Origin of the sequence: Enterococcus sp. DIV0574 (assembly GCF_051711125.1) — a bacterium.
Classification (GTDB): domain Bacteria; phylum Bacillota; class Bacilli; order Lactobacillales; family Enterococcaceae; genus Enterococcus_D; species Enterococcus_D gallinarum.
In genome coordinates, this window is sequence record NZ_JBIOMA010000001.1 from 75,302 (window position 1) to 89,441 (window position 14,140).

At 39.9% G+C, this 14,140-nt stretch carries 13 protein-coding genes; 8 read left to right on the forward strand and 5 right to left on the reverse strand.

The annotated features are described in order from the left end of the window. Positions 1–154 precede the first annotated feature (154 nt). From IGJ45_RS00330 to IGJ45_RS00340, 3 genes are all read left to right on the forward strand, one after another. The gene (locus IGJ45_RS00330) at positions 155–655 is read left to right on the forward strand and encodes a general stress protein (RefSeq protein WP_003129022.1); all 501 of its coding nucleotides are present in this window, start codon (positions 155–157) and stop codon (positions 653–655) included. A gap of 227 nt (positions 656–882) precedes the next feature. Then, positions 883–1,500, forward strand: a complete 618-nt coding sequence (locus IGJ45_RS00335) for a hypothetical protein (protein WP_005473007.1) — start codon at positions 883–885, stop codon at positions 1,498–1,500. 172 nt (positions 1,501–1,672) lie between these two features. Continuing rightward, complete coding sequence (locus tag IGJ45_RS00340) at positions 1,673–2,086, forward strand: phosphate-starvation-inducible PsiE family protein (RefSeq protein ID WP_081131849.1); 414 nt, start codon at positions 1,673–1,675, stop codon at positions 2,084–2,086. A gap of 58 nt (positions 2,087–2,144) precedes the next feature. On the opposite strand, the gene IGJ45_RS00345 is transcribed toward IGJ45_RS00340, so the two are convergent. Genes IGJ45_RS00345 through IGJ45_RS00355 form a run of 3 tightly spaced genes read right to left on the reverse strand, consistent with a single transcriptional unit; the run spans position 2,145 to position 5,469 of the window. Then, positions 2,145–4,019, reverse strand: a complete 1,875-nt coding sequence (locus IGJ45_RS00345; protein ID WP_103300703.1) for a fructose-1,6-bisphosphatase — start codon at positions 4,017–4,019, stop codon at positions 2,145–2,147. Further along, on the reverse strand, positions 4,003–4,821 hold the full coding sequence (locus IGJ45_RS00350; RefSeq protein ID WP_003129026.1) for a pyruvate, water dikinase regulatory protein: 819 nt from the start codon (positions 4,819–4,821) through the stop codon (positions 4,003–4,005). The genes IGJ45_RS00345 and IGJ45_RS00350 overlap by 17 nt, the downstream gene beginning before the upstream one ends. A gap of 12 nt (positions 4,822–4,833) precedes the next feature. Continuing rightward, on the reverse strand, positions 4,834–5,469 hold the full coding sequence (locus IGJ45_RS00355) for a helix-turn-helix transcriptional regulator (protein ID WP_409531395.1): 636 nt from the start codon (positions 5,467–5,469) through the stop codon (positions 4,834–4,836). A gap of 180 nt (positions 5,470–5,649) precedes the next feature. Between IGJ45_RS00355 and ppdK the strand changes: the two genes are divergently transcribed. Both ppdK and IGJ45_RS00365 read left to right on the forward strand, forming a co-directional pair. Next, entirely contained in the window at positions 5,650–8,262 is a 2,613-nt protein-coding gene (ppdK, locus tag IGJ45_RS00360) for a pyruvate, phosphate dikinase (protein ID WP_409531394.1), read from the forward strand. 354 nt (positions 8,263–8,616) lie between these two features. Then, the gene (locus tag IGJ45_RS00365; RefSeq protein WP_409531393.1) at positions 8,617–10,659 is read left to right on the forward strand and encodes a methyl-accepting chemotaxis protein; all 2,043 of its coding nucleotides are present in this window, start codon (positions 8,617–8,619) and stop codon (positions 10,657–10,659) included. A gap of 183 nt (positions 10,660–10,842) precedes the next feature. On the opposite strand, the gene IGJ45_RS00370 is transcribed toward IGJ45_RS00365, so the two are convergent. Further along, positions 10,843–11,613, reverse strand: coding sequence for an OmpA/MotB family protein (locus IGJ45_RS00370; RefSeq protein WP_113848985.1), 771 nt, complete (start codon positions 11,611–11,613; stop codon positions 10,843–10,845). Positions 11,614–11,626: 13 nt separating this feature from the next. Beyond that, a complete protein-coding gene (gene motA / locus IGJ45_RS00375) occupies positions 11,627–12,391 on the reverse strand; it encodes a flagellar motor stator protein MotA (protein WP_060813697.1) in 765 nt (254 codons plus the stop codon). Positions 12,392–12,999: 608 nt separating this feature from the next. On the opposite strand from motA, the gene flgB reads away from it, so the two are divergent. The 3 genes from flgB to fliE are packed head-to-tail and all read left to right on the forward strand — an operon-like array spanning position 13,000 to position 14,124. Continuing rightward, complete coding sequence (gene flgB / locus IGJ45_RS00380) at positions 13,000–13,359, forward strand: flagellar basal body rod protein FlgB (RefSeq protein ID WP_060813696.1); 360 nt, start codon at positions 13,000–13,002, stop codon at positions 13,357–13,359. Positions 13,360–13,377: 18 nt separating this feature from the next. Further along, complete coding sequence (gene flgC, locus IGJ45_RS00385) at positions 13,378–13,794, forward strand: flagellar basal body rod protein FlgC (protein WP_081131844.1); 417 nt, start codon at positions 13,378–13,380, stop codon at positions 13,792–13,794. Between the two features lie 6 nt (positions 13,795–13,800). Beyond that, the gene (gene fliE, locus IGJ45_RS00390) at positions 13,801–14,124 is read left to right on the forward strand and encodes a flagellar hook-basal body complex protein FliE (protein WP_060813694.1); all 324 of its coding nucleotides are present in this window, start codon (positions 13,801–13,803) and stop codon (positions 14,122–14,124) included. Positions 14,125–14,140 lie beyond the last annotated feature (16 nt).

A 14,140-nucleotide genomic window follows, 5' to 3' on the forward strand; every position in this document is an offset into this window, starting at 1 on the left:
AGTGATTCTTATCATTTTCGTAAGCGCAAACAAACCATTTGGTCTCCTTCGCAGAGTAAGATACAATGAAATGGTAGGCAACTTCCTTCAATGAAAAGGCAAGTGCTGAAAGATAGACCGATTTCATGCGTACACAAAATAAGGAGGCTTTCAAATGGATAAAAGAAACCTGACGATTATTGGCAGTTACGACACTCGGGCTGAAGCATTGACAGCAATTGATCAATTGCGAAACGAAGGGTACAACAAAGACGACATTGTTTTGTTTGCGAATGCAACGATCATCGAGCAGTTTGGCTTAGATACGTTAAGTAGTGCAGAAGTAGAAGCGACTGGAGGATCAGATGATGATCGTTCAATGTGGGAAAAAATCAAAGATGCTTTCTCATTTGGCGACTATGACCATCGGACGATTGATGATGAGAGTGATCCTTTATTTGCCTATCGTGACGACCTTGAGCAGGATCGTTTAGTGGTAGGAGTCTACGATTATCACGCAACCGATCGAATCGAAGAAACAGATACAGCGATCATTGATCAGCCTGTTACAGGTGAGACAGCAATGCCTGATGAATCGGTTCATCCGACCCCTCGAATGGGAGATAGTGATATCGAAACACCAATTAATGACCCAAATCACTTGCGTAATTTATAAAAAAGATCCCATCCAGTAAATGGTCGGCTTATAATCAAAGAAATAGCAGCCCTGCAATGGCTGTTATTTCTTTGTATTTCAGATGTTAAGCTTGTAAAATACGGGACAATTGCTGCAACGAATTCTTAATTTGTTGCTCGTTTCTTTTTTTTGTATAATAGATGGAGAAAACCATTTCTTCAAAAAAATGCACGGTACTTCATATAAAGAGAAGGTGAGGGATAGCAATGAAGTTGAAATTTAATTTGCAGTCAGCACTCGTTAGTTGTTTTGTCACGATTATGTTGAGTATGGCAATTGATCAAGACGTAAATGCTTTTGTTGCGGCCCCGTTCCAGCGCAATTCTTCGGAGCCATCTTCTGAAGCACCAGTGCAGGTTGCCGAAACAAGTACGTCTGAAACGGAAACAACCAGTGAAACTTTTTATGAAGCACGGGTCAGTTCCTACTCCGAAACAACTGCACAGACCAGTGGAACAAAATCAAATGAAGATTCATCGGCCATTCCGTCTACAGAATCAGAAAGTATAGCTGACAGTAGTGAAGCAGTAGTGAAGGAGACAGATACAGCATCTAGTACTTCCAATAATGGATCAGCAAATTCTGATACTACGACTAGTACATCCGAAACGACGAGCTCCTCTAGCAGCAGCTCAAGTACGAGTAGTTCAACCTCTTCATCTAGCAGTTCAAGCAGTACAGACACAACTACTTCTGACGAAAGTGAAGAGAGCACAGAAGCTGGTGATACACCGATTGATAGTAATGATCCGGCCAATGCTGCGGATGGATCAGAACCATTAAAACTTCTTTTAGAAGAACCATTTGATGCCTTTTTTAGATAAGCGCTTCGGCAAAGATCGTCAGAGTTTTAAACCAGCGAATCCCTTACGACTATTCATCTATTTGCTGAAGTAGCGACTGATTATTTTGTGCAATAAAAGTGCACCTTTTTCAAGCATATCACAAAGTGATTTCATTAAATTCGCTTATAATGAGTTGAAAAGGGGGCGCGCTATGGGCAAATATTTCAGAAGCTTTGAAAAGCTGATCAGTGCTATTGTTGATATTATGTTAGCAATTTTAGTTGTATTGGTATTGGTTGTGATGGCAGAAGCAATTTATAAAATCATTACTTATGTCATTCCTTTGACAAAAGTCAGTGATCTATCCTTTTTGATCGAAGAGATTGCTACGCTATTTATTTTACTTGAAATCATTTTGATGTTACTGCGTTATGTAAAAGAAGGACATCATATTCCTGTTCGTTATCTGATTCTGATCAGTATCACAGCGATTTTGCGGGAGTTGTTGTTGGCACAAGGAAAAGGACTAGAGACGTTGTTTCTGGCGCTGGCAATTTTAGTACTGATTTTTGTTTTACAAGCACTAGAGAAGTTGAAATCTTTTCATAGCTCCAAAGACATCTGAAAAACAAATCAGAAAGTTGCTTAGAAATAAAAATAATCCTATCAGTAAACTGAATGACTCAGTTATTGATAGGATTATTTTTTGCGAATAAACTAGCACTCTCTGCTTGAAGTTGTTTCCCAATATCCGTTTGACGCACAGTGATTCGTTCTGTTTGACGAAGAACGATTTTCTTTTGCGTCATTAGATCCTTCCGCTCCTTGATTGCTGTCTGACGATCTGTAAATGGTTGGTGAGCAGCAAGTGTCATCCCAAAAGAATTAGATAGCAGCGTGTAACCGGCGATACCGGTAACTTCCTGATAGGAGCGGGATAAGCCACCGTCAATTACCAGTAGGTGCCCATTGGCTTTGATTGGCGTCTCTCCTTTTTTCACTTTTACTGGTGTGTGGCCGTTAATGATGTGTCCCGTCGAGTCTAATCCAAACGCAGCGAATAAGCGACGGCAAAATGCTTCTTTTTCTCTTAGGGTATAGTAGGCGTTTTTTTCTTCAATATGTGTGTGTTTATTACTGATGAAATAGCGCTCGAAGGTTTTCATGGATTTTTTACCGAAAAGAGAAGACCCTTCTCCGCACCAGAGATACCAAAGGACATCGGTCGCCAGATCGTCGGTCCTTTCTGGTGTTGCGAAACTCTGTTTTACACATTCTTGAAAGAAATCCATCAATGCTTTGCCCTGATAAGAGGTTTTTCCAAAGGACACTGAAAGGAAGCGACCATCAGGATGACAGGGGATGCAACCGTGGTACAGTAGATTGCCATTATAAATTTGATAGATCGTGCCTTTTTCTACTAGAAAACGTACATGGGTTGCTAACCTTTCGGAGGATTGAAATTGTTTGAGAAGATCCTCCAGTACTTTTTGCTCTTCATCAGTCAAAAGATAGGGTGCTTCGGGATCAACCAATTGAAAGCAAGCATGGATCAGAGGCTCAAAGTGATCCTCTAGCTGAATCTGCAAATCCTTTGTGATTTTACCCAATAGCAAACGATCCGCTAATTGAAATTCGGGGCGTCGTTTGATCACAGCGGCCTCTACCTTGAATTGAATGATTGCAAAGGCTTGCTGGAGGAGCATTGCGTCGTGAATTTCCTCTTCGGAAAGATCATCAACAGTTTTCTTAGGATAAAACCCCTTATTTTCTTGATAATGTTTACGACTAAATGCTATGGCTTTAGAGAGGTCGATGCCATAGCCTTCTTTCAACAATGCTAAATTTCCATACCGTGCAGCGATCCGTATGGTACTTGCCAAACAAGGGAAAGAACCGCAGTAACTCCCGATCCACAAAATATCATGGTTCCCTAATTGGATATCCAAAGAAGGAAGCGCCATGAGCCGGTCGATGATTTTATCAGGTGCGGGTCCCCGGTCATAAATATCCCCAATAACATGTAGGTGATCAACGACAAAACGCTGAATCAAAAATGCTAGCTGTTCACAAAATAGAGGCGCTAAGGATAAGTCGATGATCTTATCAAAAATCGCTTTATAATAGGCTTCTTTGTTGAAGTCCGAGTCATATTGATACAGCAATTCTTCTAAAATATAAGCAAATTGTTTTGGTAAAGCTTTTCGAACTTTGGACCGCGTATATTTGCTGGAAGTAAAACGAGCTACTTTGACCAGTTGAGTCATTAATTGGATCCAATCCTCATGCGGATAGTCTTTTTCTTGCAATACTTCTTTTGGATAGTAAATCAAAAAACATAGCTCGGTCTTCTCAGCAGCTGTCAGTGAGTATTGAAACAATGTTTCGACTTTTTCCCGAATGCTGCCTGAACCATTGCGCAAGATATGATCAAAAGCTTCATATTCACCGTGCAGATCACTGACAAAGTGTTCGGTTGCTTTAGGTAACTGCTGGATCGCCTCTAAATTGATAATCTCAATGAAATCATTTAATTGATCTTCAGTGTGCATAGGCATTATTTTTGTAAAATTCTTCGATCAACATCGAACTTTCTTCGATCGACCGTTTGCTGACATCGATTACATTGATTCCTAGCTGTTGGAATAATTGATTCGCATAGGCTAGTTCATCATCGATCCGGCTTGGTTCTGTATAGTTAGTAGTTTCTTTCAACCCTAATGAAGCCAGTCGAGAACGGCGTATTTCGACGAGTGAGTCAGAATTTGTAGTGAGCCCGATCATTTTTTTGGGATCGATTTGATTGATCTCTTTGGGTAAAGCGACCTCAGGTATTAAAGGCAGATTAGCCACTTTGTAACCACGATTAGCCATATATAGACTTAACGGTGTCTTGGAAGTACGGGAAACACCGAGCAATACGATGTCAGCATCGAGAAAACCACGAGGATCCTTGCCGTCATCATACTTCACTGCAAACTCCATTGCAGCAACACGACTGAAGTATTCTTGATTTAAACGATGGATTGCGCCAGGTTCCTGAACTGCTTGTAGCCCGACGGTTGCTTCGATTACTGAGATCAATGGCGTCATGAAATCGACATGTTGAAGACCGGTGCGTTTAGCAAAGGCTTCGACAAATTTCACTAAATCTTTGTTAACAAGCGTCGTCACAACAATCGATTTATCCAGTAAAGCATCTTGTAAGATTTCCAATAAGCTCTCTTCATCATTTGTAAAAGGATACAGTTGAATATCGGATAGATCGATCGTAGGAAATTGTGCGGAAACTGCACTAATCAATTTTTGTGCTGTTTCACCAACGGAATCTGAAATCAAATATAGTCGAACATTCTTCATTTTTTTCGCTCCTTAGAATTGATTGTTTTCGATCGCATTGCCTGCTTGGATATAGTAGTTCATAATTTTAGACTTGGTTATTTTACCAATGACTTTTTTTAGATTCTCAGCATCAACAACAGGGAGTGTATCTATTTCATGCCTAGCTAATAAGGTACCTGCAGTCAAAATAGTTTGGTCGGCAGTAATCGTGACGATATTCGGCATTCGCGTCATGATCATTGCCACCGGTGTTTTTTCTGCTGCTGAATTGCTGATAGCGAAGCGCAGAAGGTCTTTGCGGGATAGAACACCAATTAGTTCCTCTTCTGCATTTTTCACATAAAGAGACCCGACATCATACATGAATAGGGTTGTCACAGCATCATATACCGAAACGGATTGCTCAATCATTAACGGTGGGATCATAATCTCTGCTACTTTTGCATGGTATAGCTTATCAAACAACAGCGGTTCTACGGTCTGTCCGGTATAAAAATAACCGACCTTGGGCCGGGCATCGAGTAATCCAGTCATTGTCAGGATAGAGAGATCATTGCGCAAAGTAGCACGGCTGAATCCTAGTTTTTTTGCGATGGTTTCACCACTGATAGGTTGATTGTCTTTTACGATTTCAATGATTTTAAGTTGTCGCTTTGTCAATTCCAATGTGTCACCTTCTTTAAATAAATGTGATATGCTATTTATTATATATTTTCCGCGTGGAAAATGCAATAAAGGATTTTGGCGCGAATTTTTCTTAAAAATTTCTTCTTGACGAATCAATGATGTACGCTATATACTTCGTTTTAAGTTTAATAGTATATCACATTAGGAAGGCGGAAAAAAATGAAGAATATCGTTTGGTTCTCAGAAGGTACGAAAGATCAAAAAGAGCTATTAGGAGGGAAAGGAGCAAATTTAGCTGAAATGACCAGTATCGGGTTGCCTGTTCCTGCGGGATTTATTGTTACAACAGATGTTTGCCGACAATTTTTAGAAAACCAGCAACTTACACAGCCGTTGGTAGAAGAAATTATTCGAGCAGTAGCTACATTGGAAGAACGAACCCACAAGTCTTTTGGCGGAAACCAGCAGCCATTACTGGTTTCTGTTCGCAGTGGGGCAAAGTATTCCATGCCGGGGATGATGGATACGATTCTCAACTTGGGGTTAACTGATCAAACGGTACAGGCGCTGGCAGCTAATACAAGGAATCCTACATTTGCCTATGATTGCTACCGTCGCCTTATCCAAATGTATGGGGATGTTGTTAAAGGGATCGATAAGAGTCATTTTGAATCCTATTTAACGACCTATAAACATAAAAAGGGATATCCTTCTGACCAATCAATGGTCGCTCCAGACTGGCAAGAGATTTGCGAGGTTTTCAAAAGTATTTATATGGAACATACGCAAGAACGATTCCCTCAAGATCCGCTGGAACAATTATTATCAGCCGTTCAAGCTGTGTTTCGTTCGTGGAATAATCCCCGGGCTATCACTTACCGTAAAATCCACAAAATTGCTCATGATCTAGGAACAGCCGTGACTGTTCAGGAAATGGTTTTTGGCAATAGTGGTGCTGCAAGTGGAACTGGCGTTGCTTTTACTCGCGATCCGACGACAGGACACAGAGGATTATTTGGTGAATTTCTCGCTTGTGCACAAGGAGAAGATGTTGTCGCGGGGGTTCGTACGCCAAGACCGATTAGTGATTTAGCCAAAACACAACCAGAAATCCACGCGCAGTTTTCGGCGATTGCCGAGTTATTAGAGAATCATTACAAAGACATGCAAGATATCGAATTTACCATTGAAGAAGGGCGATTATTTGTTTTACAGACTCGTAATGGCAAACGGACAGCCAAAGCTGCTGTACAGATTGCTATAGATCTAGTTTCTGAAGGAAAGATCACGAAGAAAGCGGCACTGCATCGATTGACACCAGACATGCTTGATCAGTTGCTGCATCCCATCTTTTCCCCGGAGTCACTTGCTAAAGCATCTCCTCTTAGTCAAGGGTTACCTGCCAGTCCCGGTGCAGCGGTAGGTCGAGTTTATTTTTCTGCAGAAGCAGCGGTCAATGCCCACCAAGCAGGAGAAAAAGTTATTTTGTTGCGACAAGAAACCTCACCGGAAGACATTGATGGGATGGTTGTTAGTGAAGCAATCGTGACTTCTAGAGGCGGCATGACTTCTCATGCGGCAGTCGTTGCCCGAGGACTAGGAGTTTGTTGTGTGGCAGGTTGTGATCAGTTAGCAGTCGATTCATTTTTGAAACAGGCTCGATGTGGTGAAGCAATCATTCAAGAAGGAGACTATCTATCAGTGGATGGGACGACAGGCAATCTGTATCAAGGTGCGCTATCACTGGTTGCCTCGCAGGATTTTGGTTTGCTGCAGACGATTTTAGACTGGTCTAAAGAAAGAGCAGACCTAGTAGTACGAGCAAATGCGGAAACCATCGAAGAAATCAAGACAGCAGCTTCTTTTGGAGCAGCAGGTATTGGACTAGCGCGAACGGAGCATATGTTTTTTGGTGAATCTCGGATCTGGCCGATGCGGCAAGTGATTTTAGCTGAAACGACTGAAGAAAGACAGGTAGCTTTGTCTCAGCTAAAAACGTTTCAGTTAAATGATTTTAATGAGTTATTACTGCAGACAAAAGAACAGAAATGTGTCATTCGCTTGTTGGATCCGCCGTTGCACGAGTTTTTACCACGACCACAAGAATACGAAGAAATGGCCGAGCGCAGTGGCTATTCTCTAGAAAAAATCAAGCAACGAGTCCATGATCTACAAGAAGTAAATCCGATGATGGGGCATCGAGGAAGCCGTCTAGGAATTACTTATCCTGAGATTTATGAGATGCAGACAGCTGCAATTATCGAAGCAGCACTGCAAGTTTCTGATACAGGCAGTGTTGTGTATCCTGAGATTATGCTGCCTTTGATCAGTATGCCGGAAGAAATGCGCGTTTTGAAAGAACGTCTTGAAATGTACATCCGACAAATTTTTGCTCACTATCAGAAAGAAGTACCTTTCAAAATTGGGATGATGTTAGAAACACCAAGAGCATGTTTATTAACGAAAGAATTAGCTCCGCTAGCTGATTTCTTCAGTTTTGGGACCAATGACCTGACACAAATGACTTTTGGTTTTTCACGGGACGATGCTGCTGGATTTATTCAGCGCTATTTAGATCAAGGTATCTTGTCTGAGGATCCGTATCAACACCTTGATAAAGCGGGTGTAGGACAACTAATGGAACAAGCGGTAACATCCATTCGCCAGCTAACAAAGGAAAAAGCGATCGGTGTTTGCGGCGAAGTAGGTGGAGATCCTCAATCCATTGCATTTTTGCGGGAAATCGGTATTGATTACGTTTCTTGTTCTCCATATCGAATTCCAGCGGCTTGGTTAGCAATTGCCCAGTCTGCTCCGGATCCTCTTTCTTAACTATGGAACAAAAAGCGGCTTTTTCCGGATATTAAAAAGAGCACTCCTTAAGTTTTAGCTGTTTCACACTTTCCAAAAGTAATCAATAAGCCTAAATAATCAGCGAGATCCTTCCCCAACGTTCAACGTTGCTGCTAGTGGTCGCGCTGATTGTTGAGGCTTTTTTGTTTACTCTAATGACTTTTTAATTGTTGTGTATTTTTTAGATACGAAAAAAATTTTGATGATTAAAAGAACAAGGAACTCTTAATAAAAGGAATACAATGACCGATTACGAAAGAGTAAGTCTGTTTGAAGAAGTTTCTTCGTTGCAGAAGTTAGAGAGAATTTGAAAAATGAAGGAGTGTCTCAAGTTTGAGAAAAAAGAAAAAGAGTATTGGGCTTTATGTTGGTTTGGTTATGATTTTAGTTGCAGTTATTCCAATTTTATTTTTAGTTGTGAGTTCGTATTTAACAACAAAAAAATCATTGATTGAACGAAATGACATCAACAAAGAAAGTGCTGTACGATTGATTATAGCGGAAGAAGATATGCTGCGAAAATCAACAGAAGATAAATTGAAGTCAATGGCAGAACTTCCTCCAATGAAAACAGAATACAGTATGGGGAGAATCCGTGACAGTCTCTCAACAGCGATTGCTGGTACAGATAGTTTTCGAGCAGTTGCTTTCGGAACTGAGGAGAAAGAATTTGTCTCATTCAATCCATTACCCGATGACTATGATCCAACCACTCGACCATGGTATAAAGGAGCAATCGAAGCAGGGGGAGAAGTTTATTGGACAGATCCTTATCTAGATACAGTAACGAATGAATTTGTGACGACAGCTTCTGTGATGATCACAAATTCAAAAAAACAGATCGGTGTCTTGTGTGTCGACGTTTCTTATGAATCGATCCAAAAAATCTTGTCGTCTATCGACGTTGGTCGTACCGGGAATGTTTCATTGGTTTCAGAGTCTGGTGTAGTGATTACATCCAAGGAAAAATCACTGATAGGAACAAACATTCAAGAGAAAACAGTATTCAAACGAATTGCCGCTGCAGAACAACCAATTGGGAGAGTAAAGCCGGCAGATTCCAATGGAATCAATGATGTGATATACGATAAACCTGCTGAGTCAACGGTTTGGGCATTTTCAGAAGTAGAAGCAAATGATCTAGACAAAGAGCTACATTCTATTATTTGGATTTCTGTGGTCGTTGCCGGATTTATGATTCTTTTGATCGTTGCCGTGTCTATTTATACAACGAGGATCGTGAGCACGATCATGAACGTTTTCAATGAGAAATTTTCTAAAATGGGTGCTGGTCAATTGGAGTTGTTAAAACGACATCAAAAAGATCCAAACCAAAAATGGCGATTTGGTCAGTTCGCTGAACGAATCGTTTATCCAGATAAGGATGGCACAGAGATCCATCAGATGGCAGCTAATTATAATCAAATGGTTATAGAAACTGGGAAACTAATCAAAAATGTTCAAAAAGAAAGTGGCAATGTCGCTTCAATGTCTGATTCCTTATTAGAGTTGGCCAAACAAATCGGCGTGGCAGCAGAAGAAGTTTCAGAAACAATTACAGGAATTGCAGAAGTGACTGGCTCACAAGCACAGGAAACAGAACATAGTGTGGCGCAATTACAAAATCTTTCCCATGTAATCAAAGAGCTAAGCAATACCATCAATGAGATGAGCAGCAAGTCGCAAGAAGCGACAGACATCAATCAAGAGAGTTTAAATCTGATGGATGAAGTTGGTTCAAGCTGGCAAAATGAGCTGGAACAGATGGAAAAATTGATGACGAATATGACGAATATGAATGACAATATTCAGAATATCAATACCATTATTCGTGTGATCAATGACATTTCTTATCAAACCAATTTACTGGCCCTAAATGCTTCAATCGAAGCCGCAAGTGCGGGGGAATCCGGCAAAGGCTTTGCGGTAGTAGCAGCAGAGATTCGTAAGCTGGCTGAACAAAGCAAAGCTTCCACGAAAGAAATCGAATCAATCATTGAAGAAATTCGTACACAATCTGCTCAAATGGTAGAACAAACATCTGATTCGCTAAAAGGCGGCGAACGGCAAACGAATTTGATTCAACGGGTCATTGCTTCTTCAAAAGAAGTCTATAAACGCAGTATGTTCATGATTGATGGCATTCGTGATGTAGAAGAAGCAAGTAAGCGGATCGAACAGATCCAAGGAAATGTTTTAGTTGATCTTGAAAACATCTCTGCTTCGACAGAGGAAAATGCGGCTGGTACACAAGAAGTTTCCGCTAATTCAGAAGAAGTTCTAGCGACAATGGATGAATTTACCAACCATGTTTCTGATCTTAGAGATATCTCAAAAGTATTGAAAAAATTGACCGATCAATTTGAATTGAAATAAATGAAAAAAACACCGCGACAGTCTTCGTCAGCAGAAGAACTGTGTGGTGTTTTTTGCGAGGGATCGCTTTTATAGAAAGACAAAAAACGAAGACTGTTTTCCTGTTTTTTATTGATCCAGGATAGTCAGTCTTCGTTTTTTTGTAGTAAATCACTTATCAATTTATTTTGGTTTGAACATGGCTTATTCATCTATTTGCGAGCGCTGGATGATCATTTCTACCCGTCGATTTTCAGAACGTCCGGCTGCGGTGTCATTGCTTGCTTTAGGTTGCGTATCAGCATAGGCTTGGATAGCAGCATTTTGTTCGGAGATAATCTTCTTGTCGATTAAATAGTTCATCACTGTGATTGCACGAGCCGCACTCAAGTCCCAGTTAGATTCATAAAGACCTGTGCCTTTCTCCGGTACGTTGTCAGTATGACCAGCAATAATAATTTTATGTGCTTTCAACTTTTTTAAAGCAGAAGCAAGGGTATCCAGAGACTGGCTGGTTTGGGAAGTGATCCCAGCACTACCAGAAGCAAATAGGATACTGCTGTCTAATGTGATGTGAAGACCGTCCGCTTCTAAACTGACCTCGCTTTGTCCGTCTAAAGCAGATTCGGCTAAGTCTTTTTGTAATTGTTCACTGATCTTTTCCAGTTGTTGGTTTTCTAGTTGCATGCGAGTTGCTTCTTCTTGTGCCTGTGCTTCAGAAGCATTGGTTGCAGCGCTGTTGCCTGTTTTACCAGAGGCGCCCATATCGATGACAGAACCAATGACTGGGGAGCCACTATGATGATTGGAAAGAATTGATCCAAATTCACTACGAATCTCCTGAAACTTCTCATCATCGACCTTCGCCATGGCAAACATAACGATAAAAAGGGCCAAAAGCAGTGTCAGCATATCAGAGTAGGGCAGAAGCCATGCTTCATCAACGTGTTCTTCCTTTTTCTTTTTTCTTTTCATGTTGAGTTAACCTCTAGGATCTTTCTTCTCGTTTGTTTGGTTCAATCAAACTATAGAGTTTCTTTTCAATACTCTTAGGAGATTGTCCTGCTTGGATCGCCAATACACCTTCAACAATAATCGACATCACTTGTACTTCTTGTTCCGATTTCAAATTCAGTCGAGAACTGAAAGGAATAAACAAGACATAGCCAAAAAAGATTCCGTACAGTGTTGCCACAAAGGCAGCTGAAATCATATGCCCCAATGCTTCGACATCTTCTAAGTTGCCGAGAGCACCAATCAGACCAATAACAGCCCCTAGAACTCCTAGTGTCGGTGCACTTGTTCCGGCTGTTTTAAAAATATTAGCGCCAACGTGATGCCGCTCTTCGATACCGTAGATCTCATTTTCCATGATTTCTTTGATCTGATCTTCAGGAATTCCATCTACTACCATTTCCAATCCTTTTTTTAAGAATGGTTCTTCCAAGTTTTGAATGGCATTTTCTAAAGACAGTAATCCATCGCGCCGTGCTTGGTTGGCCATATCTACGATACTATTGATCGTTTTTTTTACATCGTACTCTTCGTTTTTAAGTAGAATACCGAAAATTTTAGGTATTCGTTTGATGTCACTACTCGGAAACGAATTGACAACAGCTGCGATCACTCCAACGAAAATAATAATAGCTGCTGCTGGGTTGATCAAAACCGCTACGTTTGCCCCTTTTACGATCATTCCGACAACGACGGAAATAACGCCTAATACTATACCGATCAGCAAGAAAAAATCCATTTGTTGCTTCCTCCTATAACTTCTATTACCTAAATATGTACCTTATTTTATTATCGGATAAAAAAAATGAGAAATTAAGATGTGGAAAAAATATTTTTAATATAACGTATTTATGAAACTTATTTTCGTTTTTTCCTTTTTTTAGGTGATTATTTGTGTAAAAATGCGCAAAAATAAAGTTAATTTAAAAGTGGCTTGACTATTTTAATAAACCGCTTTATTTAAACAGCATTTAGGTTATTTAAATTATTTAATATCCTTTATTTTAAAGAATAGTTTATTTTGTTGATGATTTTTTAATCATGTTTTCAGAAATATCATTAATCATTTTGTTTGCTGCTTCTTCCAGTTTCCTTTGTGAATAAATGATTTAAAAGAAAGGATAACAGCTATTATAAAATGACTATCAAATAACACACTATCTCCATAATCAAAAGATAATAACAGTAAAATTTAAAAAATCAAATTGTAAAATAATTTTAATTACTCTATAATTATACCGCGCGATGTTTTTTTAATTATATCAAAAAAAAATGATTATTTTGACAAAAGATTGAAATTCTTATCGGATGATCATCTGATACAGACTGAAAGGAGTACTGAAAAGATTGGATAGTTATGAGTTGTTAAAAACGACGCTTGCTGTTTCTGCTAAAAGAGCAGAGCTGATTTCTTCAAACATAGCCAATGTGAACACGGATGGTTATAAAGCGAAGCGAGTAGAATTTGAAAGCGAATTGAAACAAGCGTTACAGGCTGCTGGGAATCAATCTTCACAAGAAGACATTCTTTCACAAGTACAGCCCCGAGTAACTCAAAATGCGAACACAAGTCTTAAGGACAATGGCAACAATGTAGATTTAGAAGTAGAAATGCTGGATCAAGCAGCAAACGGATTATATTACAGTGCATTGACTGCACAAATCAATGGGCGTTTGCAAATGATGAATTATGTATTGAGTAATTAAAGAAAGTAGGCAAATGTAGTGGGTGTTTTTGATGGACTGACGATCAATGCAAGTGGTTTAGCGTTGGAACGATTAAAACTGGATACGATATCGACCAATATTGCGAATGTCAATACCAACCAAACAGAAAATAGCGAAGCATACCAAAAGAAAAGCATTCTTTTTTCTGAAAATCTTAAGACGGTTCAAGATGGAAAGACAAAGAATTATGGTGTTAAAGTGACGGGAATCCAAACGGACGAAACATTGAAATTGACTTATGATCCGACTAACCCTGCTGCGGATGAAGACGGCTATCTTGAACAATCAAATGTGGACATCGCAGATGAAATGGTGGCAATGATCCAAGCAGTGCGTACATATGAAGCGAATGTTTCTGCCTCCGAAATGAATAAAACAATTCTCAAAAAAGCACTAGAAATATCAAAGGGGTAGAAAAAAATGAATGAATTATTATCAACACAAGGATTAACCGAATATCAGAATTCCTTACGGGCACTTGGTGCTTCAGGAACTTCTGCAACTGAAGTTGATTCTTCATCAGGTGCTGCATTCGGTAATTATTTGTCTGATGCGCTTGAAAATCTTAATCAAAAAACTGCAACAATGGATCAAGACACGATCAAAATGATCACAGGAGATGAGAGTGATCTAGGAAATATAATGATTCGAATGACAGAAGCACAGTTAGCGCTCCAAACAGCCGTGACCGTGCGCAATAAATGCTTAGAGGCATATAACGATGTTAAAAATATGCAGTTTTAGCAGTTGGCGAGGGAAT

What these genes read in the sequence shown, in the direction of transcription:
- IGJ45_RS00330 (WP_003129022.1), top strand. Translation starts at nt 155, where the DNA reads ATGGATAAAAGAAACCTGACGATTATTGGCAGTTACGACACTCGGGCT.
- IGJ45_RS00335 (WP_005473007.1), top strand. Translation starts at nt 883, where the DNA reads ATGAAGTTGAAATTTAATTTGCAGTCAGCACTCGTTAGTTGTTTTGTC.
- IGJ45_RS00340 (WP_081131849.1), top strand. Translation starts at nt 1,673, where the DNA reads ATGGGCAAATATTTCAGAAGCTTTGAAAAGCTGATCAGTGCTATTGTT.
- IGJ45_RS00345 (WP_103300703.1), bottom strand. Translation starts at nt 4,019, where the DNA reads ATGCCTATGCACACTGAAGATCAATTAAATGATTTCATTGAGATTATC.
- IGJ45_RS00350 (WP_003129026.1), bottom strand. Translation starts at nt 4,821, where the DNA reads ATGAAGAATGTTCGACTATATTTGATTTCAGATTCCGTTGGTGAAACA.
- ppdK (WP_409531394.1), top strand. Translation starts at nt 5,650, where the DNA reads ATGAAGAATATCGTTTGGTTCTCAGAAGGTACGAAAGATCAAAAAGAG.
- IGJ45_RS00370 (WP_113848985.1), bottom strand. Translation starts at nt 11,613, where the DNA reads ATGAAAAGAAAAAAGAAAAAGGAAGAACACGTTGATGAAGCATGGCTT.
- motA (WP_060813697.1), bottom strand. Translation starts at nt 12,391, where the DNA reads ATGGATTTTTTCTTGCTGATCGGTATAGTATTAGGCGTTATTTCCGTC.
- fliE (WP_060813694.1), top strand. Translation starts at nt 13,801, where the DNA reads ATGAATGAATTATTATCAACACAAGGATTAACCGAATATCAGAATTCC.